This window comes from Gordonia lacunae (assembly GCF_002149015.1).
GTDB lineage: Bacteria > Actinomycetota > Actinomycetes > Mycobacteriales > Mycobacteriaceae > Gordonia > Gordonia lacunae.
The window spans coordinates 72,679-96,091 of record NZ_NGFO01000024.1 but is presented as its reverse complement, the minus strand read 5'-3'; the positions used below and the strand labels follow the sequence as shown (position 1 = coordinate 96,091).

At 69.3% G+C, this 23,413-nt stretch carries 22 protein-coding genes; 12 read left to right on the top strand and 10 right to left on the bottom strand.

The features are described from left to right. On the top strand, positions 1 to 304 hold a 304-nt coding region (locus CA982_RS19075), incomplete at its 5' end, for an integrase core domain-containing protein (RefSeq protein ID WP_144066059.1). A 16-nt stretch (positions 305 to 320) separates the two neighbouring features. Here the strand turns inward: CA982_RS19075 and CA982_RS19070 are convergent. The 4 genes from CA982_RS19070 to CA982_RS19055 are packed head-to-tail and all read right to left on the bottom strand — an operon-like array spanning position 321 to position 4,321. Next, a complete protein-coding gene (locus CA982_RS19070) occupies positions 321 to 1,439 on the bottom strand; it encodes a CaiB/BaiF CoA transferase family protein (protein ID WP_086536822.1) in 1,119 nt (372 codons plus the stop codon). Beyond that, positions 1,436 to 2,080, bottom strand: coding sequence for a TetR/AcrR family transcriptional regulator (locus CA982_RS19065; protein ID WP_004018814.1), 645 nt, complete (start codon positions 2,078 to 2,080; stop codon positions 1,436 to 1,438). The genes CA982_RS19070 and CA982_RS19065 overlap by 4 nt, the downstream gene beginning before the upstream one ends. Next, positions 2,061 to 3,686 (bottom strand): class I adenylate-forming enzyme family protein, encoded by a 1,626-nt coding sequence (locus tag CA982_RS19060; RefSeq protein ID WP_086536821.1) that lies wholly within the window; start codon positions 3,684 to 3,686, stop codon positions 2,061 to 2,063. Before CA982_RS19060 ends, CA982_RS19065 begins: the two co-directional genes overlap by 20 nt. After that, a complete protein-coding gene (locus CA982_RS19055) occupies positions 3,683 to 4,321 on the bottom strand; it encodes a nitroreductase family protein (RefSeq protein WP_086536820.1) in 639 nt (212 codons plus the stop codon). The genes CA982_RS19060 and CA982_RS19055 overlap by 4 nt, the downstream gene beginning before the upstream one ends. Positions 4,322 to 4,459: 138 nt before the next feature. Between CA982_RS19055 and CA982_RS19050 the strand changes: the two genes are divergently transcribed. From CA982_RS19050 to zapE (CA982_RS19035), 4 genes are all read left to right on the top strand, one after another. Then, on the top strand, positions 4,460 to 6,403 hold the full coding sequence (locus CA982_RS19050; RefSeq protein WP_086536819.1) for a flavin-containing monooxygenase: 1,944 nt from the start codon (positions 4,460 to 4,462) through the stop codon (positions 6,401 to 6,403). Between the two features lie 23 nt (positions 6,404 to 6,426). Further along, positions 6,427 to 7,245: a sulfurtransferase gene (locus CA982_RS19045; RefSeq protein WP_086536836.1), complete on the top strand. Its 819-nt coding sequence runs from the start codon at positions 6,427 to 6,429 to the stop codon at positions 7,243 to 7,245. Then, positions 7,242 to 7,817, top strand: coding sequence for a GNAT family N-acetyltransferase (locus CA982_RS19040; RefSeq protein WP_086536818.1), 576 nt, complete (start codon positions 7,242 to 7,244; stop codon positions 7,815 to 7,817). The genes CA982_RS19045 and CA982_RS19040 overlap by 4 nt, the downstream gene beginning before the upstream one ends. A gap of 90 nt (positions 7,818 to 7,907) precedes the next feature. Continuing rightward, positions 7,908 to 8,930: a cell division protein ZapE gene (zapE, locus tag CA982_RS19035; protein WP_244176378.1), complete on the top strand. Its 1,023-nt coding sequence runs from the start codon at positions 7,908 to 7,910 to the stop codon at positions 8,928 to 8,930. Positions 8,931 to 9,089: 159 nt separating this feature from the next. On the opposite strand, the gene zapE (CA982_RS19030) is transcribed toward zapE (CA982_RS19035), so the two are convergent. Next, positions 9,090 to 10,103, bottom strand: a complete 1,014-nt coding sequence (gene zapE, locus CA982_RS19030; RefSeq protein WP_086536816.1) for a cell division protein ZapE — start codon at positions 10,101 to 10,103, stop codon at positions 9,090 to 9,092. Between the two features lie 35 nt (positions 10,104 to 10,138). On the opposite strand from zapE (CA982_RS19030), the gene CA982_RS19025 reads away from it, so the two are divergent. The 4 genes from CA982_RS19025 to msrB all read left to right on the top strand — a co-directional run bounded on the left by CA982_RS19025 (position 10,139) and on the right by msrB (position 14,465). Continuing rightward, entirely contained in the window at positions 10,139 to 10,939 is an 801-nt protein-coding gene (locus CA982_RS19025; protein ID WP_086536815.1) for a pyrimidine reductase family protein, read from the top strand. Positions 10,940 to 11,006: 67 nt separating this feature from the next. After that, positions 11,007 to 12,617 (top strand): alpha/beta hydrolase, encoded by a 1,611-nt coding sequence (locus tag CA982_RS19020; RefSeq protein WP_086536814.1) that lies wholly within the window; start codon positions 11,007 to 11,009, stop codon positions 12,615 to 12,617. A 59-nt stretch (positions 12,618 to 12,676) separates the two neighbouring features. Further along, positions 12,677 to 13,975 (top strand): glycosyltransferase family 87 protein, encoded by a 1,299-nt coding sequence (locus CA982_RS19015; protein WP_086536813.1) that lies wholly within the window; start codon positions 12,677 to 12,679, stop codon positions 13,973 to 13,975. A 43-nt stretch (positions 13,976 to 14,018) separates the two neighbouring features. Next, positions 14,019 to 14,465 (top strand): peptide-methionine (R)-S-oxide reductase MsrB, encoded by a 447-nt coding sequence (gene msrB / locus CA982_RS19010; RefSeq protein WP_086536835.1) that lies wholly within the window; start codon positions 14,019 to 14,021, stop codon positions 14,463 to 14,465. A 1-nt stretch (position 14,466) separates the two neighbouring features. Here msrB and hemQ read toward each other — a convergent pair whose 3' ends face one another. From hemQ to hemE, 3 genes are read right to left on the bottom strand one after another with little or no spacing between them, the layout of a single operon-like run. Next, complete coding sequence (gene hemQ / locus CA982_RS19005; protein WP_086536834.1) at positions 14,467 to 15,162, bottom strand: hydrogen peroxide-dependent heme synthase; 696 nt, start codon at positions 15,160 to 15,162, stop codon at positions 14,467 to 14,469. Between the two features lie 57 nt (positions 15,163 to 15,219). Continuing rightward, positions 15,220 to 16,626 (bottom strand): protoporphyrinogen oxidase, encoded by a 1,407-nt coding sequence (gene hemG / locus CA982_RS19000; protein WP_086536812.1) that lies wholly within the window; start codon positions 16,624 to 16,626, stop codon positions 15,220 to 15,222. Continuing rightward, the gene (gene hemE / locus CA982_RS18995; protein ID WP_086536811.1) at positions 16,626 to 17,690 is read right to left on the bottom strand and encodes a uroporphyrinogen decarboxylase; all 1,065 of its coding nucleotides are present in this window, start codon (positions 17,688 to 17,690) and stop codon (positions 16,626 to 16,628) included. Before hemE ends, hemG begins: the two co-directional genes overlap by 1 nt. A gap of 91 nt (positions 17,691 to 17,781) precedes the next feature. On the opposite strand from hemE, the gene CA982_RS18990 reads away from it, so the two are divergent. From CA982_RS18990 to CA982_RS18980, 3 genes are all read left to right on the top strand, one after another. Further along, entirely contained in the window at positions 17,782 to 18,408 is a 627-nt protein-coding gene (locus CA982_RS18990; RefSeq protein WP_086536833.1) for a DUF3000 domain-containing protein, read from the top strand. Next, complete coding sequence (locus CA982_RS18985) at positions 18,405 to 19,667, top strand: HRDC domain-containing protein (RefSeq protein WP_086536810.1); 1,263 nt, start codon at positions 18,405 to 18,407, stop codon at positions 19,665 to 19,667. Before CA982_RS18990 ends, CA982_RS18985 begins: the two co-directional genes overlap by 4 nt. Positions 19,668 to 19,785: 118 nt before the next feature. Next, a complete protein-coding gene (locus CA982_RS18980; protein WP_086536809.1) occupies positions 19,786 to 20,214 on the top strand; it encodes a type II toxin-antitoxin system Rv0910 family toxin in 429 nt (142 codons plus the stop codon). 12 nt (positions 20,215 to 20,226) lie between these two features. Here the strand turns inward: CA982_RS18980 and CA982_RS18975 are convergent, their stop codons facing one another. Next, positions 20,227 to 21,339 (bottom strand): carboxylate-amine ligase, encoded by a 1,113-nt coding sequence (locus tag CA982_RS18975; RefSeq protein ID WP_244176376.1) that lies wholly within the window; start codon positions 21,337 to 21,339, stop codon positions 20,227 to 20,229. An 81-nt stretch (positions 21,340 to 21,420) separates the two neighbouring features. Then, entirely contained in the window at positions 21,421 to 23,379 is a 1,959-nt protein-coding gene (dxs, locus tag CA982_RS18970) for a 1-deoxy-D-xylulose-5-phosphate synthase (protein ID WP_086536831.1), read from the bottom strand. Positions 23,380 to 23,413: the final 34 nt, after the last annotated feature.

The following is a 23,413-nucleotide window of genomic DNA, read 5'->3' as shown; positions in this document are numbered from 1 at the left end:
GGTCCGGAATGTACTGACTGACAATGGATCCTGTTACCGATCCCACGTCTTCCGTGACGCGCTCGGTGAGGTCAAGCATCGCCGGACCCGCCCCTACCGGCCACAGACCAACGGCAAGGTGGAACGGTTTCACCGCACGCTGGCCGATGAGTGGGCCTACGCGCGGCTCTACACCAGCGACGCCGAACGCTGCGCTGAGTACTCAAGCTGGCTGCATCACTACAATCACCACCGCGGCCACACCTCACTCAAAGGTCGACCACCCGCCGACCGCGTACCTAACCTCTCAGGTCAGTACACCTAGCCGACGGACTCGCCAGTCACCGTCGGTGGCCGCCCTCCACACCAGAAGCGACTCGCCACTCATCAACGATCCGCCCCAATGACGCCGCAGACGGCGCAGAGGGAGCGGGCAACACGGTCCGGGAGAACCGCGGTGCGGGCGCCGGTGCGATCGCGTCGTCGACGCGTACGAAGGAGCCGCGCTGCACCGCGACCGGGTCCGCGGCGGCCTCGTCGAAGTCGAGAACCGGTGTCACACAGGCGTCCACGGCGTCGAACACGCTCCCCCACTCGTCGCGCGTGCGCGACCCGAAGCGGGCCTGCAGTGCCGCGCTGATCACCGGCCACGCGGCACGGTCCCACCGGTCGGGCAGATCGCCCACCCCGAGCGTGTCGACGAGATTCCGCCAGAACTTCTCTTCGAGCGCGCCGACGGCGACGAATCTGCCGTCGGCGCATCGATAAGTGGCATAGAACGGCGCCGACCCGTCGAGCAGGTTGCCCTGGTCCCGAGAACTCCAGCGTCCGGCCGCCTTCCACGACCACTGCAGCGAGGCGAGGAGTCCGGCACCGTCGACCATCGCAGCGTCGATCACCTGACCGCGACCCGTACGCGTGCGGTCGTGCAGGGCGGCCAGCACCCCGACGACGAGCAGCATCGATCCCCCGCCGAAATCCCCGACGAGCGACAGCGGCGGCACCGGCGGTGATCCGGCCGGGCCCATCGCCTCGAGCACGCCGGTGACGGCCAGGTAGTTGATGTCGTGTCCCGCGCTCGAGGCTCGGTCACCGTCCTGACCCCATCCGGTCATTCGTGCGTAGACGAGCTGCGGTGCGTCGGAGCAGATCTCGGGACCCAGGCCGAGTCGTTCCATCACACCCGGCCGGAACCCCTCCACGAGGATGTCGGCGCGCAGGATCAACTCGCGAATGCGCGCGAGATCGGTGGGGTCTTTCACATCGGCGTCGACGCTGCGCCGTGACCGGTACAGGCCGGCGTCGGCATCCGGGATACCGTCGGGCCCGGGCAGATCGGGGCCGGGGCGCCGGATCCGGATGACGTCGGCACCGAGATCCGCGAGCAGCATGCACGCGTGCGGGGTCGGCCCGAGGCCGGGCATCTCGACCACCCGCACGCCGGCAAGCGGGCCGCTCACGATGCGGGGCGGTGGTGGAGAACGCCACCGATCGTAAAGTCGACGTAATCGCGCACCAGCTGGTCGACGTCGTGGGAGTCGTTGAGCCACCAGCTGATCCCGTTCATCAGGTCCAGCACCGCGATCGCCGACTGGTGCGGGTCGCGCACCTCGAACAGGCCCAGTCGAGCGCCGGCATCGATGACATCGCGGATACGACGCTGGTAGTACTTGCGATAGTCGGTGACCACGCGGCGGTGCTCAGGCGTGAGCGCCGACAGCTCGCGCAGCGCGACAAGGTGTTCCACCCGGTGGCGCGCCAGGCGCCGGACGTGCGCCTCGATCAGGTTCGTCAGCCGTTCGACGGGACCGCCCTCACCGTCGAGCAGCAACAAGTCCTGCTGCGGATCCTCGGTCATGCGCAGGGCGATCGCGTAGAGGATCTCTTCCTTGGACTGGAAGTGGTTGTAGAGGCTCGCGCCCCGCATGCCGACCGCCTGTGCGATGTCGCGCATCCCGGCGTTGGAGTATCCGTGTTCGGCGAAATAACCCGCGGCCGCCTCGACGATCTCGTCACGGCGGCGGCGCGGCCGTCGATCTGTCCGCTGTCGCTGATCGTCGGCCGCCGAGACGGCGTCGTCCTCAGCTCTGACCGGTTCCATAGGCCTTCCTCAACTCACGCTTGAGCAGTTTGCCCTGGGCGTCGGTCGGCAATGCGTCGACCACGTGGACCTCCTTGGGCACCTTGTACGATGCCAGGTCGGTCCGGCAGTACTCGCGGATGTCCGAGCCGGTGAGTTCCGCACCGGCTCGGAGCACCACGAATCCGGTGACCGCCTCCGACCAGTACGGGTCGGGCAACCCGACGACGGCGGCACGCTCGACGTCGGGGTGCGCCTGCAGGACACGCTCGACCTCTTGTGAGGCGACGTTGAATCCGCCGGTCTTGATCATGTCCTTGCGCCGGTCGCGGAAGAACAGGTTGCCCTCCGCATCGATGCGGACGATGTCACCGGTGTGTACCCAGCCGCCCTCGAAGACCTGCGCGGTGCGTTCGGGATCCTTGAAGTAGCCGAGCATGACCGACGGCGTGCGACACAGCAGCTCGCCTTCTTCGGCGTCGTTGCCGTCGGCGTCGACGACCTTGACCTCCAGGTGGCCGACCGGCTTGCCGATCCAGGTCGGGTCCTGGTCCGGTACGTCTTCGAGCCGCCGGAACCAGCCCACCGAGCCGAGCTGGGTGAGCTCGGACTGTCCCCAGTAGGTGCCCCACACGGACTCTGGGGTGGCCGCGGCCCACGCGTCGACCGCGTGCGGCGACACCTGACCGCCGTAGGTCAGGCAGCGACGCACCGTCCCCACGGTGTCGGGACCGAAGTCCGGATGGTTGGCCAGTGCGATGAAGAAGGTCGGCGTCTGCGCCAGGACGGAGATCTTCTCGTCTCGGATCATCCGCAACGCCGTCGCCGGGTCGACCGCGGCCGGCAGGACGAGGGTGGCACCCAGCAGCGTCAGCGAGGTCAGCGAACCGATCCCGGCGATGGTGTGGAACGGCATGACGTAGAGCCACACGTCGTCGTTGCGGCAGCGCAGCCCCCATGTGTACGCGGGCGAGGTGGAGATGAGGTAGTTGCGGTGGGCGATCTCGACACCCTTGGGCGTCGACTCGGTCCCGCTGGTGTAGACGATCATCGCGAGGTCGTGTTCGTCGACCTCACACTCCGGTTCGGTGTCGTCGGCGGCGGCCACCGACTCGTCGAAGGAGTTCCACGAGTTCGCTTCGGCGTCGCCGACCACGAGGACCGAGATGCCGAGACCGTCGGCGATGGGGCCGGCCAGTGCGGACAGCGGCTGTTCGACGACGAGGACCGTCGGCTCCAGGTGTCGGAGCTGTTGCGCGACCTCACCTTCGCGGAACATCGGGCTCACGCCGGAGTACGCGGCGCCGACCTTCAGGGCGCCGTAGTAGGTGGCGACCGTCTCGACTCGGTTGCGGCTCATCACCGCCACGCGGTCGCCCCGCCCGACGCCGAGGTCGAGCAGCACATGCGCGACGCGATTGGCCATCGCGTCGAGCTCGGCGTACGACGTCGACGTCCGGCCGCCCTGTGCGTCGTACGCCACGATCGCCGGGGTCGACCCCTGCGACCGGGCCAGTCGCCGTAGCTGGTCACCGATGGTGGCCCGGCCGAGCATGGAGGTCTGCGTGGGTGAGAGGGCACGCCCGGCGGGGTTCATCGCAGTCGGGTTCACGGCCGGGGCGCTCACGCGAACATCCGGTTGTCGAAGCGGTCGAGGAAGGTGATCTCCTCGACCGGGGTCCGGGTCAGCTTGCGGGGGAAGTCGTCGCGCGGGTAGCCGACGGCGATGTGCGCGGCGGTGAGGTAGCCCTCGGGGATGCCGAGCAGGTCCTTCACCTCGTTCTCGGCGGCGCAGAGCAGGGTCGTCAGGGCGGTCGCCACACCCTGTTGCCGGAGCGCGAGCGTGAGGTTCTGGACACTCGGGTAGATCGACGCCCCGCCGACGACGCTGAGCCGGCCCAGTTCGTGGTCGGTGGGATGCAGTCCGTCCATCTCAGCACAGACCACGATCAGCGCCGGCACTTCGGCGAGGTGATGGGCGAAGTAGTTGGCACTCTCCACGGTCTTGGGAATCGCGCCGACCTTCTTCGAACCCTCGACGACCGCGGCGTAGTAGCCCTCCCAGAACGGCAGATAGAGGTCGGCGAGAGCCTTCTTCGTCACCTCGTCGCGGACGACCACCCAGCGCACGGGCTGACGGTTGCCGCCCTGCGGGCCGAATCGCGCGTCGTCGAACGCCCGGTACAGCACGTCGTCTTCGACGGGCCGCTCGCTGAAGTAGCGGCAGGTGCCCGTGGTGCGCATTGCTTCGCTGAGTTCCATGTCAACCCTCCGTGATCACTAACCGTTGTTAGTATGACTGAGCACACACTTACACACCCCGTTCGTGAGGTCAATAGCCGACACGAGCGCTCCGATCCGGTGTTGACGTCGCAGTACTAACGGTGGTTAGTTTTAGACATGACATCCGTTTCCTCGCCGTCGGACACCCGGCCGCGCACCGCGGAGATCCGCGCGGTGGTCGCCGCCGGGAACATCCCGACCCTGCTCGCCGTCCTCGTGGAGATGACCGGTGACCGCCGGTGGATGGCCGACCGGTTCCGGCCGACCCGCAGCCGCGGTATGGACGACAACTCCACGGGCGGGCTCGCCGAGGACGTCCAGCAGGAGATCCGCGAGGCGGTCGTCGCCGCGCTCGACGACTGGTACGACCGGGGACAGCCCGAGCGCACGCCGGCCGACGAGGCGCTCGTCGCCGCGCTCATGTCGTTCACCGCGGGCGAGCAGGTGGCCCCGGAATTCGCGCCGATGATGGCCGAGATCGTCCGCGGCGACCTCCGGGGTGTACACCTGCCGACCCTGCCCGCCGATCTCGCCACGTCGATGGACGCGCTGGTGATCGGCGCCGGGGTGGCCGGCATGCTGATCTCCACGCAACTCGCCGACGCCGGTGTCGAGCACACCGTGCTGGAGAAGAACGACGAGGTCGGCGGTTCGTGGTACGAGAACCGCTACCCCGGCGCCGGCGTGGACACACCGAGCTACCTGTACTCGATCTCGTCCTTCGACCACCCGTGGTCCACGCACTTCGGCAAGCGCGACGAGGTGCAGGGCTACCTGCAGGCCTTCGCCGACCGGCACGCGGTGCGTGATCGCGTCCGCTTCGGCACCGAGGTCCTCTCGGCCGCTTACGACGCCCGTACCCAGCGCTGGACGGTCCACGTCCGGGACCGCGCCGGCCGCCAGGACACCCTCACCGCCCGGATCCTGATCAGCGCGGTCGGACTCCTCAACCGCCCCAAGCTCCCCCAACTCCCGGGCATGGCCGACTTCGCCGGTCCGATCTTCCATTCCGCGCACTGGCCCGCCGAACTCGACGAGCCCGACGCCCTCACCGGCAAACGGGTCGCCATCGTCGGGTCCGGTGCCAGCGCGATGCAGATCGGTCCCGCGATCGCCGATCGGGTCGGGTCCCTGACGATCTTCCAGCGCTCACCGCAGTGGATCGCGCCGAACGATGACTATTTCGCGCCGGTCGGCGACGACGTGCACTGGCTGATGGACAACCTCCCCGGGTACCGGGAGTGGTACCGCGCACGGCTGTCGTGGATCTTCAACGACAAGGTCCACTCGACCCTGCGCATCGACCCGGAGTGGCCCGAGCCGACCGCGTCGATCAACGCCGTCAATCACGGTCACCGCGAGTTCTACCTGCGCTACCTGCGTAGCGAACTGGGCGACCGCGACGACCTCATCGAACTGTCGACGCCCGACTACCCGCCCTTCGGCAAGCGGATGCTGTTGGACAACGGCTGGTTTCGCATGCTGCGCAGGCCGAATGTCGAGCTGGTTCCGCACGGCGTCGAGCAGGTCACGACCGATGGGCTCGTCGACGGCACCGGCTCCGCGCACGACTTCGACATCATCGTCTTCGCCACCGGATTCCACAGCGATCGGTACCTCTACCCCATGGACATCGTGGGGCGCAGTGGACAGAACACCGTCGAGGCGTGGGGTGATCACGACGCGTACGCCTACCTCGGCATCACCGCGCCCGACTTCCCCAACCTGTTCATCCTCACCGGACCGAACACCGCGCTGGGACACGGTGGCAGCTTCATCAGCATCCTCGAGTACCAGGTGCGCTATGTCTGCGACGCCCTCCGCGCGATGATCGAGAACCGGCTGGGCGCACTGGAAGTCCGGCGCGACGTCACCGAGGAGTACAACGACGCCGTCGACCGCGCCCACGCGCAGATGGTGTGGACGCATCCGGCGATGACCAATTGGTATCGCAACCCCGACGGACGCGTTGTGGCCGTCCTGCCGTGGCGGATCGTCGACTACTGGGCGCGCACCCGCAGCGTCGACCTCGCGGACTTCGTCGCCGAACCCCTCCGGTGACCGACCGGACTACCGTGTCTGTCATGACCTCGCTCATCTCCGCCGCTGATCTCGCCGCTCGTCTCGGCGAGGAGAACCTGCGCATCGTCGACGCCACCGTTCACCTGACCTTCGATGCCGACGGCGCACATGTCGCCTCCGGCCGGGACACCTATCTGGCCGGCCACCTGCCCGGCGCGGTGTTCGCCGACCAGATCGCCGATCTCAGCGATCCCGACGGCGACGCGCCCTTCGCCGCGGCCGATTCGGCACGGTTCGGCGCGGCGATCGGCGGGCTCGGGATCGGCGACGACTCGACCGTCGTCGTCTACGACACCGTCAACGGCATCTGGGCCACCCGCCTGTGGTGGCAGTTCGGACTCGAAGGATTCGACGACGTACTCGTCCTCGACGGCGGATACGCCGCCTGGACCGCAGCCGACCTGCCGGTCGAGACCGGTGAGGTCACCAGCCCCGCAGCGACATTCACCCCGAACCGCCGGTCCGAGCGCATCGTGTCCACCGACGAGGTCGCTGCCGCCACCGGCGATTCGTCCGTCCTGCTGGTCAACGCACTCGACCGGGAGTCGTTCGCGAGCGGCCACATCCCCGGCAGTGTCAACGTGCCGTTCGCCGAACTGGTCGACGACGCCGGTCGGCTCCGACCGCTCGAGGAGCTCCGCCGATTGTTCGACGACGCGGGCGCGCTGGACCCGGCGGTGCGGCCGGTCACCTACTGCGGCGGCGGGATCGCTGCCACCGCAGCCGCGTTCGCGCTGCGCACCCTCGGCCGGGACGACGTCGCGGTCTACGACGGGTCGATGAACGCCTGGACCGCCGATCCGGCTCGTCCGCTGTCGTGAGCGACACCGACGTCACCGACATCGCCGACGTGACCGTCGAGGTCGTGACCGACCCCGCGGCGGCAGCAGGCATTGCCGAGGTGGCCGCCGCCACGTTCCCACTCGCGTGCCCGCCGCACGCCTCCCCGGCCGACATCGACGACTTCATCGCGACGAATCTGGGAGAAAGCAACTTTCGTGCCCACATCGCCGACCCGCGCGCCGATGTCCTGGTCGCACGGGACGGTGTCGGCGGTCCGATTCTCGGCTACGCGCTGGTGATGCACACCGAGCCGACGCACCCCGACGTCTGCGCGGTCGTGACCGAACGTCCCGTGAGCGAGGTGTCGAAGATGTACGTGCTGCGCGACCACCATTCACGGCTGGGCGCGACACCGTCACACCTGCTCATGGGCGCCGCACTCGAACGAGCGCGATCGCACGGCAGCACCCTGATGTGGCTGGGGGTCAATCAGCTGAACGCCCGCGCCCAGCGGTTCTACACGAAGATGGGATTCACCCGCGCCGGTGTGAAGACCTTCACCCTCGGGGAGAGCATCGAACACGATTACGTGTTCACACAACGGCTTTGAGCCTGCGGCTCGACCGGACGCCGCGACCGGGCCTGGTGACTTCGGCCACGCGCGGTCCAGGCGGCACACGTTCCGTGTGACCATTCCAGGGTGTCCGCAGTGCATCAGGCAGTAGTCACCGCGATCTCCGCGGCGGCCGCCGACGCCGGGATCGTGCTGGACCCTCAGCAACGGCTACTCGTCGATCGGCTCGCCGTCCTCGTTCCGGAGGGACACCGGCGGACACGGCGCTCGTCGGGCCCGCGCGGGCTCTACGTCCACGGTTCGGCCGGCCGCGGCAAGACGTGGCTGGCCGACGCCTTCTTCGACGCCGGCCCGACACCGAGGAAGACGCGGATCCACTTCCACAGTTTCTTCGAGGAACTCCATCGCCGTGTACACGAGCACCGGAACGACCCGCACTCGCTGCGCCTGGGCATCGACGATGTCGTCGGCGACAGCGAGCTGCTGTACTTCGACGAACTTCACGTGCACGACTCCGGGGACGCGCGTCTCCTCACCCGATTGCTGGAGTACGTGCTCGCCCGCCGGATCACCGTCCTGGCGACGTCGAACTACGCCCCGGACGATCTGCTGCCGAACCCCATCTGGCATCACCTCTTCGAGCCGGGGATCGCGATGATCAAGGATCATTTCGACGTCCACCACCTGGACGGGCAGACCGACTACCGCGCATCTCCCCGCCCGGACTCCGTCGGCTTCGCGGCCGGAACCTGGATCACAGTGCCCGCGTCAGATCGCCTGTCCCCGAGCACCGAGACCGTCGGGCTCACTGTTCGCGGTCGACGTTTCGAGGTCAGTTCCGAGGGTGACGGGTGTCTGCAGGCCTCATTCGCGCAACTGTGTGACGCGCCGGTGTCGACGATCGAATACCTGACGTGGGCGGGCACGTATTCCCGTTGGACGATCACCGATGTACCGACATTCGACGACGCCGACGAGGAGGCGCAGCAGAGGTTCGTCAACCTGGTGGACATCCTGGTCGACGAGAACATCGCCGTCACCTTCACCTCGCCGCACACCTTGCCCGTCTTCTGCAGCGCCGCAACGGCCTCCCGCCCCGATGCCTTCCGGATGACCAGTCGTCTGCGGTTGATCCGTCCGACTGCGTAGTACGGCGTTCCGGCGTCGTGGTCGATCCGCGGTGATCGACGGCCAGAGACAACCTCGGCCGCCCACCCGCGTGTTGTCGCTACAGCCCCGGGATCCGGGACCGTTCCCGAACATCGACAACTCCACCGGGTTGGGCCGACCACGGCATCGGCCCGGAAGTCAGGCTGCCGACTCCGCGAACCGCGACAGGGCCAGCAGACGCGACGTGGCGCGGAGATATTTCTTGCGATAGCCGCCGGCGAGCATCTCGTCGGTGAAGATCTCGTCGAGCTTCGCGCCGGCGACGGTGACCGGGATGTGGGCGTCGTACAGGCGGTCGGCGAGTACCACCAGCCGCAACGCCACGGACTGGTCCTCGGCGGGATGCACTCCGGAGATGCAGACCAGGGAGACGCCGTCGACGAGGTCCTTGTATTTCGACGGGTGCAGCGTGCTGAGGTGGTCGCACAGCGCGTCGAAGTCGTCGAGGGTCGCACCCTCGGTGGACTCGGCGATCTCGGTCAGTTCGGTCTCGCTACGCGGCTCCGGTGCGGGCGGCAGGTCACGGTGACGGTAGTCGGGGCCGTCGACGCGGATCGTCTCGAACACCGCGGACAGCTTGCGGATCTCGCGCAGGAAGTCCTGGGCCGCGAACCGGCCCTCGCCGAGCTGGCCGGGGAGCGTGTTGGAGGTGGCCACGATCGAGACGCCCTTGGCGGTGAGCTCGGTGAGCAGCCGCGAGACGAGCATGGTGTCACCCGGGTCGTCGAGTTCGAACTCGTCGATACACAGCACCGTGTGCTGCGACAGCCGCTCGACGGCGTTCACGAAGCCGAGGGCACCGACCACGTGGGTGACCTCGACGAACGTCGCGAACGACTTCGGCGCGGGCATGGAGTGGTAGATCGATGCGAGCAGGTGGGTCTTGCCGACACCGAAACCGCCGTCGAGGTAGAGACCGACCCCCTGGGCCGGCGCCTTCCGCGAGAAGAGGCCCTTCTTACCGGAGCGCGCCTTCGACGCCCGCACCACGAAGTCGCGCGCCTTGGCGACCGCCTCGGCCTGCGACGGCTCGTTCGGGTCCGGGATGTAGGAGTCGAAGCTGACGTCGTCGAACGTCGACGGGGGCACCATCTCGTCGATGAGTGCGTCGGGCGAGGTCGCAGGGTTGCGATCGCAGAGTCGGGCCACCATGTGTGGAGAGTAGCCATCCGCGGAATGATGAACACATGTTCCACCTGCAGAAAGCGACCCAGGTCACATCCGACGACGAGCTGGGCCAGTTGGCCGAGCTCTACCGGTACCCACCGCGCCCGTCGTCGGGTCCCGGCGCCGCTGCGCCCTTCGTGCGCGCCAACATGGTGGCGTCGATCGACGGGGCGGTCACCTACGACGGTAAATCCGGCGGGCTCGGCGGACCCGGCGACAGGGCCGTGTTCCGCGTGCTGCGCGGACTCGCCGACGTCATCCTGGTGGGCGCCGGTACCGCGACCACCGAGGGTTACGGCCGGCCCCAGGCCGACGAGGCTCTCGCCGCGCACCGCGAATCGCTGGGGCAGGCACCCGCGCCTGCACTGGCGCTGGTGTCCCGGTCGCTGTCCATCCCGCCCGACTTCGAGCCCGTCGCCGACCCGGGCACGGTCGTCCTCACCTGCACGAGCGCCCCCGCGGATCGACGGCGCGCGTTGCTCGACGCGGGCGCGACACTGGTGGATTGCGGCGACGACACCGTGTCGACGATGGCGATCCTGGACCACTGCGCCGACCGTGGATGGTCCCGCGTGCTGTGCGAGGGCGGGCCGAGCCTGCTCGGTTCGCTCGTGACCGCCGACGCCCTGGACGAACTCTGCCTCACCACGAGCCCGCACCTGGTTGGCGGCGATGCCGGACGCATCGTGGCCACCGGCGGCTCGGGGTCCGGCGAGCCATCCGCTGTGCTGCACGCCCTGCGCCCGGCGTCGATCCTCACCGACGATGACGGGTTCGTGTTCACCCGATGGCTCCGTCACGGGCGCGCATCGACCATGTGACCTGTCGGGTCCCGTCCCCGACGCGCCCCCACACCCGGCCCGGGTGGCGTTGACTACTCTCGCGGACATGCCAAGAGCGCACACCCCGGCCGTCGGCGTAGAACCGAGCACCCGCCCGCGCGCTCTCGCGGGTGTCCTCGCCGGCGTGGTCGCGGCGATCGTCCTGTCCTCCTGCGCCGTCGGCCCCGATCGCGGACCGGACCTGATCCCGGGTGGCGGCGGTCAGCAGGGGCCTGCCCCGTCCTCGTCGACCGCCCCGCCGGTACCGGCGCTCGCGGCACCGAAGACCGATCTCGACTGGAAAGACTGCGCCGCCGAGACGACCGAACGGTACGGAGTGGCACGTCCGGAGGGCGTGACCATCGAGTGCGCCGAATACGACTCGCCCATCGACCGCGACAAGCCCGACGGCGAAGCGGTCTCGATCGCGGTGACCCGAGCCCGGACGGCCGACACCCCGCCCGATGCCGCGCCGCTCGTCCTGACCTCCGGCTCGGACCTGCCGTCGTCACGAACCCTGATGGTCATGACGGCCGGGCAGGGACGGGCGCTTCTCGCGTCGCATCCGGTGGTCGCGGTCGACCATCGCGGTATCCCACTCAGCAGCGACATCGACTGCATGACCCGGCTGGAACGCGAGACGATCGCGAACAACGGCCTGACCGAACGAGGGACGACCACCGAGGCGCGGATCTCCCGGCTCGCGTCAGCGGCGTCGTCGGCGTCCGACGGCTGTACCGAGACGCTCACCCCGTACCAGTTGAGTTTCGGGGCGACGAGCGCAGCCGCGGACCTCGAGTCCCTTCGCCAGCGCTGGGGCGTCGACCACCTCGGACTCATCGGCGCCGGCGAGGGTTCCGATGTCGTGCTCACCTATGCCTCCCTCTACGGCGGACGCGCCGGGCGGATCATCCTGGACACCCCGACGCCGTTCGGCGCGAGTGCGCGCGACCGCGCCCAGGCACAGGCGCGGGGTGTGCAGGTCGCGCTCCAGGGCTTCGCACAACGCTGTTCGGCGCTGGGCGGCTGTGCGCTCGGCACCAATGGGGTCGCGACGATGACCCGCATGCTGACCAAGGCACGCGCAGGCGATCTCGCGTCGCTGTCGGACACGGCCGCGCTGAACGCGATCACGACGACCCTGGCGCTCGCCTCGGACCGGCCGCAGTCACTCCTCGACCTCGCCGACGCGATCGCGGCCGCCGACGGCGGTCAGACCGCCGCGCTCGTCCGCCTCGCCGATCGCGCCGCAACCCTCCGCCTTCCCGACGGCGCCCTGGTCTCCCGGTGCAACGACGTCACCGGGCCGGTCGGCCAGAACGAGGTGCCGGGTCTCGTGGACGCGTGGTCGAAGCAGAACCCTCTCACCGGGGCGAACAGCGCGCTCTCGCTCGTCCGGTGCAACGGCTGGGCGTCGGGTGATCCGGTCCGGCCGCCCACGTCACTGCCGGCCGATCCGCTGATCCTCAACGGGACGCGCGACCCGATCAACGGTGGCGAGGGAGCCGCTGCCCTCGTCCCGCTCTTCATGAACGCCGACGCCGAGCCGGTGACGGTCACCTGGGACGGCCTGGGGTTCTCGGTACTGGGCCGGAGCGCCTGCGCCGCCGAGGTGGTCGCCGAGTATGTCGACCGGGCCCCGCTGCAGGGCCCGACCCAACGCGGCTGCCCGACCTGAGCAACGCCGGAGCGCGCGCACGGTTCTGAGCTCGGCGGCGCGCGTAGTACGGTTCGCGGGTGGCCAATCTCGACAGGTATCTCTATCCCCCGATGAGTGCTCAACGGATCATCCCGATGGTCCTGTGGCCGATCAGCCTGCTCATGGTCGTGCACCGCTCGGTGTTCCTGGGCGTCAACGGCGACCGCACCGACGACTTCAAGCCGGTGTACGCCGCGGCCTACAACTTTCTGAACGGGTTGCCGGTCTACGGCGAGAACTACGCCACCGTCGACCCCCACTACTTGTACCCGCCGTCGGGCACCCTGCTGATGGCGCCGGTCGCGGTCATCGACTACGAGCGCGCACGCTGGGCCTTCATCGCCGTCAGCGTCGTCGCGCTCCTCGTCTGCGCCTACCTGCTCACCCGCATGTTCGGTTATGCCCTCGATTCGTGGGTCATGCCGACGGTCCTGTTCTTCTTCTTCAGCACCGAGACCGTCTCGCACACGCTGATCTTCACGAACTTCAACTCGTTCGTACTGCTGGGACTGATCGCATTCCTCATGCTGATGCTGAGCCGGCACGATTGGTGGGCCGGTGTGCCGATGGGATTGACCCTGGCCGTCAAACCGGTGCTGGCGCCCCTGATGCTCCTGCCGCTGCTGAACCGCCAGTGGCGGGTCTTCGCCCTCGCCATCGTGATCCCGATCGTCCTGACCGTCGTCGCCTGGCCGCTCTCGGTCGACGCGAACGACTTCATCAGCCGCACGGTCCCGTACCTCGGCGAAGCGCGTGACTACTACAACAGCTCGATCGCCGGCAACGGTGCGTACTTCGGTGTCGCCCCGTGGCTGATCCTGCTGCTACGCGTGGCGTTCGTGCTGATGGCCGCGTTCTCGCTGTGGTTCCTGTACCGCTACTACCGCACGACCAACGAGCTGATGTGGCTGGCGGTCTCGTCGGGAGTGCTGCTGTGCACCACGTTCCTGGTCGGCTCGCTCGGCCAGGGCTACTACTCGATGCTCCTGTTCCCGCTGCTCATGACGGTGCTGCTGCCCGGGTCGCCGATGCGCAACTGGCCGGCGTGGCTGGGCGTCTACGGGTGCATGACCTTCGACGGCTTCTACTCCGACCGGTGGACGGCGTTCGGCTGGATGGTCGAGTACAACAAGGTCACGTGGGGCTGGTCGCTGCTGATGATCGCGGTGTTCTGCTCACTGCTGTTCCGCTGGCTCGACATGCGGTCCGACGGGGTCGCGGGCATGGTGCCGCCGGTCCGGTCGGAGTCCGATGCCCCGCTCGGTCCCGCCGGCGGGACCGACGCCGCCACCAGCACGGCCACCGGCAGCGAGGATGCGGTCAGCCTCTCGAAATAGTGCTGACACAGCCGGTCCGGCCACGCGCGCTACCGTGGAGGACATGACCGACAGCACCCCGTCGACCGACGCCGAGAATCTCGCCGACCTCACCGACGAGCAGTGGAAGCAGCGCCTGACGCCCGCCGAATACCGGGTCCTGCGCCAGGCAGGTACCGAAGCGCCCTTCACCGGCGAGTACACCGACACCACGACGGTCGGGGTCTACCGCTGCCGCGCCTGCGATGCCGAGTTGTTCCGCAGCGAGCAGAAGTTCGAATCGCATTGCGGCTGGCCGTCGTTCTTCTCCCCGCTGGCCGGCGACACCATCATCGAGGTCGAGGACAACTCACTCGGCATGCGGCGTGTCGAGGTGCTCTGCGCGAACTGCAAGAGCCACCTCGGTCACGTCTTCGCCGGCGAGGGCTACGACACCCCCACCGACCTCCGCTACTGCATCAACAGCATCAGCCTGAAGCTGGAACCCGCCGACCAGCGTCCGCTCCCCTGACTCAGGGCAGCGCGTCGATGAGCGCAGGCACCTCGACGCGCGGGCCGGTGAAGAACGGCGTCTCCTCGCGGACGTGCAGCCGGGCCTCGGTGGCGCGCAGGTCACGCATCAGATCGACGATGCGGTGCAGTTCGGGCGCCTCGAACGCCAGCAGCCACTCGTAGTCGCCGAGCGCGAACGACGACACGGTGTTGGCGCGGACGTCTTTGTACGCGCGCGCCGCCTTGCCATGGTCGGCGAGCATCTTGCGACGTTCCTCGTCGGGCAGCAGGTACCACTCGTAGGACCGCACGAACGGGTACACGCAGATGTAGTTGCCGGCTTCCTCGCCCGCGAGGAACGCCGGGATGTGGCTCTTGTTGAACTCGGCCGGGCGATGCAGCGCGACGTTGCTCCACACCGGGTTGCACGCACGTCCCAAAACCGTCTCGCGGCGGAATCTGGCGTAAGCGGCCTGGATCGGCTCGACGTCTTCGGCGTGCCACCAGATCATGAAGTCGGCGTCGGCGCGCAACCCCGACACGTCGTAGACACCGCGGACCACGACGCCACTGTCCTCGAGCGACTTGAAGAAGTCCGCGGCATCCGATTTGGCCTGATCACGATCGGCACCCAGTTCACCGGGGCGGACCGCGAACACCGAGAACATCAGGTAGCGGATCGTCGAGTTGAGTTCTGCGTAATCCAAGCGGCTCATGGATGCCATCGTGCCACCGCCGCCCACCCGACGACCAGGCAGGTCAACCCTGTCAGGTCACGTCAGATCATCGAGGAGCTCGGCCGCCGCGCGACCGGCCCGGCCGATGCAGGCCGGTACCCCGACCCCGGCGTACGACGACCCGGCGAGTGCGAGACGCGGTGGCCGCGCGGCCAGTACCTGCGTCATCGCCGCGAGGTGCCCGGGTGCGTAGACGGGGAGTCCCTCGTCCCACCGCTGCACGTACACGTCGACCACCCGCGACGAGACCGGTGGGACGCCGGCGGCACGGCACACCTCGTCGAGATCCTCGAGCGCATCCCGCCGCAGCCGCGCGTCGACCCCCGGTTCGGTGATCTCATCCGGAACCGGCGCACCGAACCGTCCGAACGACGCCCGGACCGACACCGGTAGGTCACCGCCGGACAGGTGCGCCCACTTCTGCGAGCTGAACGTGAATGCCTTGGCGCGCAGGCTTTCTCCGGTGCCCACGAGCACCCCGGAGTGCTCGGGCAGCACTGTTCCCGGCGCGAGCGCGATCGACACCACGACCGACGAGGCCCGCCGGACCTCCCGGAGCGGCGCGGACAGGTCCGGCACGGACCGCTCCAGCAGGTCGCCGGCCCGCCACGCCGGCACCGCCAGGATCACCCCGTCGTACGATGGCCGATCCCCTGCCCCGTCCACTCCGAGCATCCAGCCGCCTGCCGACGGGGTGAGATCGGTGACCGGACTGGCGATCTCGAGATCGACTCCGGCCGCAGTCCGCAGGGCGTCCAGGAGGACCTCGTACCCGCCGACGAGCGCACCGAAGACGGGCCCGGTCGCACCCGCCCCGGCGGCGATGAGCGCGTCGACGGCGGCGGTGAGCGAGGGCGTACCGACGTCCAGGCTCCTCGCCAGGGCCGGCATCGCCTCGCGGACCCCGATGTCGCCGGCGAGACTGGAGTACACCCCGCCGAGCATCGGGTCGACGCTGCGGGCGACGACGGAGGGCCCGAACCGCTCGGCGACCAACTCCCCGACGGCCATGTCGGTGCCGGCCTGCCAGCTCATCGGCCGTCCGGGTTCCTCGGCCATCCGAACGAGGTCGGCGGGGTCGACGAGACCCTCGACGACCGTCGGCCCGGCCGGGATCCCCATCAGTGCCGGACTGGGCAGTGGGTGCAACCGCTCGCCCGCCCAGACGGCGGGACGCCGCGGGGTCGGCGAGACGATGCGATCGGCGAGACCGAGTTCGGTGACGAGTTCGAGCGCCTCCGGGCGCCGGACGATGAACGCCTCGGCTCCGACATCGACGGCCCGGTCGCCGACGGTCGCGGTGTGCAGCACGCCGCCCAGCCGTCCGGACGACTCGAAGAGGTCGATGTGTGCGTCGGACCCGAGCGCACGACGAAGGCGGTATGCGGCGGTCAGGCCGGAGATCCCGCCGCCGACGATCGCGATCCGGACCCGGGGGGACATCAGAGGCTGTGGATCACTTCGACGGCCCGCGTCAGCACATCCGGGTCGGTGCCGGGCAGCACGCCGTGACCGAGGTTGAAGATGTGGCCGATCGCCCCGGCCGCGACGGCCCGGTCGCCGTCGGCGACGACCCGCCGCACCTCGGCGTCGACGACATCGGCGCCGGCGAACAGCAGCGTCGGGTCGAGGTTGCCCTGCACGGCCTTGCCCGGACCCACCCGGCGCACGGCCTCCTCGAGCGGCACGCGCCAGTCGACGCCGATGACATCGGCGCCGACGTGCGCCATCGGGGCGAGGAGCTCACCGGTGCCCACGCCGAAGTGGATGCGCGGCACCCCGTATCCGGCGACCTCGGCCAGCACACGGGCGCTGTGCGGTGCGACGAAACGCTGGTAATCGGCGGCCGACAGCATCCCGGCCCACGAGTCGAAGAGCTGGACCGCGTCGACGCCGGCGTCGAGCTGGACACGCAGGAAGGCGATGGTGATGTCGGCGAGGCGGGCCATGAGCTCGGCCCACGTCTCCGGATCGCCGTGCATCATCGCCTTGGTCCGCTCGTAGTTGCGACTCGGCCCGCCCTCGATGAGGTAGGAGGCGAGGGTGAACGGCGCACCGGCGAAGCCGATCAGCGCCACCTGGTCGCCCAGCTCGCCGAGCAGCAGTTCGATGGCACGCGCGATCGAACCGACCGCAGCGGGCTCCAGTCGCGGGATCCGCGACACCGCATCGGGTGAGCGCACCGGCTCGGCGATCACCGGTCCGGTGCCGGCGACGATGTCGAGGTCGATGCCGGCAGCCTTCAGCGGCACCACGATGTCGGAGAAGAGGATCGCCGCGTCGACGTCGTGCCGGCGGACGGGCTGCATGGTGATCTCGCAGACCAGCTCGGCATCGAAGCAGGACTCCAGCATGCCGTGATCGGCGCGGATGGCCCGGTACTCGGGCAGCGAGCGACCCGCTTGCCGCATGAACCACACCGGACGGCGTGAGGGGGTCGCGCCGGTGGCCGCGGCGACGAGCGGCAGGTGCGACCTATGGACCCGGGTACCAGTTGCGTTCGACATCACCGCTTACTCTGCCATGCCCCCCGATCCGGCACGTGTGGTGTCGGCGCGCCTCCGCCGTGGCCGGGCGCCCCCGCCCTACGGTCGAACGGTGACCTCTTCGGGAGCTCCGGACGAGCCTGCTGATTTCCGCGCGGCGGTGGAGTCGCTGCATGCTGCCCGGGTGCGCCGCGAGATCGAGGTCGGGCCCATCCGCCCGCCGCAGCGCCTGGCGCCCTACAGCTACGCCGTCGGCGCCGAGGTGCGCCCGCCCGAGGACCTCGACGTGGTGCCCACGGATTCGCAGGGCAGCGCGTTCGGGCGACTCATCCTGCTCTTCGATCCCGCCGGCCAGGACGCCTGGAACGGCACCATGCGTCTCGTCGCCTTCCTGCAGGCCGAGGTCGAGGCCGCACTGGCCATGGACCCGTTGCTGCCCGAGGTGGCCTGGAGCTGGATCAGCGATGCGCTCGGTGTGCCGATCGGCGCGACCGCCACACCGGAGGGTTCGGCGCGCCGGGTCGAGGTGACCGCCCTCGGCGGCACCGTCACCTCCACCACGTCGGTCCGCTACGGCGACATCGCCGGGCCTCCGCGCGCACACCAACTGGAGGTGCGGGCCTCCTGGACCGCGCTCAGCGCGGACGGGCTCGGCAGCCACCTCGAGGCGTTCTGCGATGTCCTCGCCTCCGCCGCCGGTCTTCCGCCGGTCGGGGTGACCGAACTCGGCGCGACGTGACCGATCCCGCGCCCGACGACCCGGCACCCGAGGTCACCCCACTGCTCCACCCGGCCGACGGCGTACCCCCCGTCCTCGCAACCGCTACCGAATTCGCCGACGCCGCAACCGCTCTCGCGGCTGGTAGCGGACCGATCGCGGTCGACACCGAACGCGCATCGGGCTACCGCTACTCGCAGCGCGCCTACCTGATCCAGATCAAGCGCCGCGGGTCGGGCAGTTTCCTGCTGGACCCGATCGGCGATCCGGACGCACTGGCACCGGTGATCGACGCGTTGCGCGGACCGGAATGGGTGCTGCATGCCGCCGACCAAGACCTCCCCTGCCTGCGTGAACTCGGATTCGAGTGCGTCGAGCTCTACGACACCGAACTGGCCGGACGTCTCCTGGGCCTGGCCAAGGTCAACCTGGCGGCGATGGTGGCCGAGTTCCTCGGGTTGGGACTTCTCAAGGGCCACGGTGCGGCTGACTGGTCGCGCCGTCCCCTGCCCGACGAATGGCTCAACTACGCCGCACTCGATGTCGAGGTCCTCGTCGAACTGCGTGATGCGATGGACGCCGCGCTCGCCGCGGCCGGCAAGGACGGCTGGGCGCGTGAGGAATTCGCGTACATCCTGTCCCGGCCGCCGGCTCCGCCGCGCACCGACCGGTGGCGCAAGACCTCGAACATCCACACCGTCAAGTCGACCCGCGCCCTGGCCGCGGTACGTGAATTGTGGACCGCGCGTGAGGAATTGGCGCAGCGTCGGGATGTCGCGCCCGGCCGGGTCCTGCCCGACACCGCGATCGTCAACGCCGCCACCGTGAACCCCGAATCGATCGCCGAACTCACCACGTTGCCGGTCTTCGGCGGCCCGCGCCAGCGACGCCAGGCCGGGATCTGGCTGTCGGCACTGCAGCGGGCACGCGAGATCCCCGACAGCAAGCTCCCGTCGCGCAAGACGACCGGCCCCGGCCTGCCGCCGGTCAGCCGCTGGGACCAGCGCAACCCGGAGGCCGCGGCCCGACTGCAGACGGTACGGCCGGCACTCAAGGAGATCGCCGACGCCCACACCCTGCCGGTGGAGAACCTGCTGGCACCCGATGTGGTGCGGCAACTGTGCTGGGACGGGCTGCCCGAACCGATCACGACCGAGACGCTCGATGCGCACCTGGCCGCCGCGGGCGCCCGCGCGTGGCAGCGGACCCTGTGTGCCGAGCCCCTGACCCAGGCCCTCCTCGAGGCCGCTCGACCAGGGCCGACGGCGGACGGCGAGTAGCCACCCGGCGTGGTTCGCGTACATTCGGTCACGACCCGAATGCGAACACCCGAGTGCACGAACCGCCGGGGGAAGTCATCTTCCCGAGCGGACCACCTCCTGCGATGGGAGCAGTTCTGTGGCCACAGTCTCCGTCGGTATCGACTCCGACCTCGACCCGAGCGCGGCATGGGCGCTCGCGAGCAACCTCTCGCGCTTCGACGAATGGATGACCATCTTCGGCGGCTGGCGTTCGCCGGTGCCCGACACGATCGCCGAGGGAACAACCATCTCGTCGCTGATCAAGGTCAAGGGCTTCCGCAACGTCATCCACTGGACGGTCACCGACTACGACGAGCCACGCCTGATCGCGCTGTCGGGGACCGGTCGCGGCGGTGTGAACATCGATCTGGCGATGAAGGTCGACGAGATCGTCGACGGCTCCCACTTCGACCTGTCGGCCGAGCTGTCCGGCGGGTTGCTCAACGGTCCGGTCGGCCGGCTCGTGGCCAAGGTCCTGGAAGCCGATGTGCACAAGTCGATCTCGAATCTGGCGACCCTGCGCTGACCCTCGCTGCGGTCATCCCGGCCGGCGCAGCATTGCCGCCCGGACGACGGCGAGTGCCGAGCCGGACTCCGCGAAGATGCGCCGCTGACGGGTGGCCCCGTTACCGTCTCGCCGCAGCGCTTCCAGCGCCTGCGCGACGCGCTCCCGTTCACCGAGCCGGTCCAGAGCGGGCGCGAGCGTCGTGAGCAGCTGATCGACGCGGGTCCAGACCGACATCAGAGCCCCCGTCGCGGGGTCCAGCGCGCGCCCGTCGACACCGTCGTGGGCGGCGATCCAGTAGGCGGCCGACAGGAGCGCGGGATCGAGGACCACGCCCGTCCGTGCCTGCCGGCCCCCGTGCCGGAGGTCGTCGAGGGCGCTCATCACCGCGGCCCGGACGACGGTGGCGAAGATCTCGGTCTCCTCGACGCGCATCTGTACGTCGCCGACGCGCACCTCGACCGTGGGCAGATGATCCGACGGCCGGGCGTCCCAATACAGCATGTGCGGGTCGAGGATCGTGCCGGTGGCGACGAGGAGTTCGACAGTATCGGCGAAGTGCTCGGCCGACCGCAGATGTGGCGGCGGACCCGCTGCCGGCCAGCGCGACCACAGCACCGACCGCCAGCTCGCGTGGCCGGAGTCCGCGTCGCGATAGATCGCCGAGTTGGCCGCCAGGGCCAGCAGGAGCGGCAGCCACGGCCGTAGCCGGTTGCACACCGCGACCGCGGTCTCGGTGTCGGGTACGCCCACGTGGACGTGGCAACCGCTGATCCCCTGCTCGTGGGCGAGCATGCCGTACCGGTCGGCGATCGCACGGTACCGGCCGGTGTCGGTCACCGGAAACGAGTCGGGCACACGCGGCGGCACCCCGCACGCGACGACGTCGACGCCCACCTCGTCGGCGGCCGCCGCGAGAATGCCGCGTAACCGGCGGAGGTGGTCGCCGATCTCCGGGCCCGAAGCCGCAGTGGGCGTGGCGATCTCCACCTGCGATGAGGTGAGCTCCAGCTCGAGGTCCAGACCGCGTGCCGACGCTGCGGCGGCCACCTCGCGGTTGCGCCCGACCGGCCGTCCGGTCTCCCGGTCGACCAGGACGAACTCCTCCTCGACCCCGAGGGTCGGCGCCGGCAGGTCATCGTTCACAGGACAGAAAATGCCCAGCGGCGGCACCGGCCAAACCGGACCTCTCCGGCATCGAACGGGTCGGGATCAGCCCGCCGGGAGTCAGTCGTCCGCGCGGCTCTCCGCCGGGTCGGGCGCGGTCTGGATGGCGCGATCCAGACCGGGTCCGGCCTGCATACCCGAGACCGTGGCGGTGATCGACCGGGCGAGGTCCTGCGCGGTCAATCCGAGGTCGGCGAGGATCTCACCACGGGAGGAGTGCGGGACGAATTCCTGCGGGATCCCCTTGATCTGGACCGGAACCAGCACCTCGGCCGCCGACAACGCGGTCGCGACCGCGGAACCGACGCCGCCGCTGGTGCATCCGTCCTCGAGCGTGACGACCAGCCGATGGCGGCGCGCCACCTCGACCACCGATGTCGGGACCGGCAGCACCCAGCGGGGATCGACGACCGTCGCGTCGATGCCCTGTCGGGCCAGGCGTTCGGCGGTGTCCACGGCCAGACCACAGAACGCGCCGACCGCGACGATCAGGACGTCGCCGCCGGCCGGACCGAGGTCACGGTCGGTCCGGTGCAGCACGTCGACCCCGTCGTCGAGCCGTTCGACGGCCCGGATGTCCTCGGGGACCGCGCCTTTGGAGAACCGCAGCGCGGTCGGACCGTCGGCGACGCCGAGCGCCTCGTCGAACTCCTCACGGAGCCGGACCGCGTCCCGCGGGGCGGCCACCCGCAGACCGGGCACCATCGCCATGAGCGAGAGGTCCCACATGCCGTGGTGACTCGGACCGTCGGGGCCGGTGATGCCGGAGCGGTCGAGCACGAGCGTCACCGGCTGCTTCAGCAGCGCGACGTCCATCAGCAGCTGATCGAACGCCCGGTTGAGGAACGTCGAGTAGATCGCGACGACCGGATGCAAACCGCCGAGAGCGAGTCCGGCCGCCGAGGTCATCGCATGCTGTTCGGCGATGCCGACGTCGAACATGCGGTCCGGGTAACGATCGCCGAACGGGGTGAGTCCCGTCGGTCCGGGCATCGCCGCGGTGATGGCGACGACGTCGGGACGGTTGGCGCCGGCGTCGAGCAGCGCGGCGGAGAAGACCGCGGTCCAGTCCTGCGGCGACACACTCGTGGGCCGGCCGGTGACCGGGTCGATGATGCCGGTGGCGTGCATCAGGTCGGCGACGTGGTTCTCGGCGTGGGCGTAACCCATGCCCTTGCGGGTCACGGTGTGCACGATGACCGGTCCACCGAAGTCGCGGGCCTGTCGCAGCGCCGATTCGACCGCGTCGATGTCGTGGCCGTCGACCGGTCCGACGTACTTGAGTCCGAGGTCGGTGAACATCGCCTGCGGGGCCAGCAGGTCCTTGAGTCCGCTCTTCATCCCGTGCAGGACGGCATAGGCCGGTTCGCCGACGACGGGGACCTGCTTGACGACACGACGGCCCTCGTCGAGGAACTTCTCGTATCCCGGCTGCAGCCTGAGCCCCGACAGATGACTGGCGAGACCGCCGATCGTCGGCGCATAGGAGCGCCCGTTGTCGTTCACGACGATGACCACCGGGCGATTACAGGCGGCGATGTTGTTGATCGCCTCCCAGCACATGCCGCCGGTGAGGGCGCCGTCACCGACGACCGCGACCACCGTGCGATGCGACTGCCCGGTCAGCTCGAAGGATTTCGCCAGGCCGTCGGCGTAGGACAGCGCCGCCGAGGCGTGTGAGGACTCCACCCAATCGTGCTCGGACTCCGCGCGCTCCTGGTAGCCGGTGAGACCGCCACGCTGGCGCAGCTGATCGAAGCCGTCTTTGCGGCCGGTGACGATCTTGTGGACGTAGGACTGGTGGCCGGTGTCGAAGAGGATCGCATCCGACGGCGAATCGAAGACCCGGTGGATACCGAGCGTCAGTTCGACGACACCGAGATTCGGACCGAGGTGTCCGCCGGTGGCCGCGACCTTCTCGATCAGGAACGTCCGGATCTCGGACGCGAGGGTTTCCATCTCCTCGTCCGACAGCGGCCGAAGATCGGCCGGCGAGCTGATCCGGTCGAGCACACCCATCGTTTCCTCCATCACCGGCATGGCGCCAGGTCGG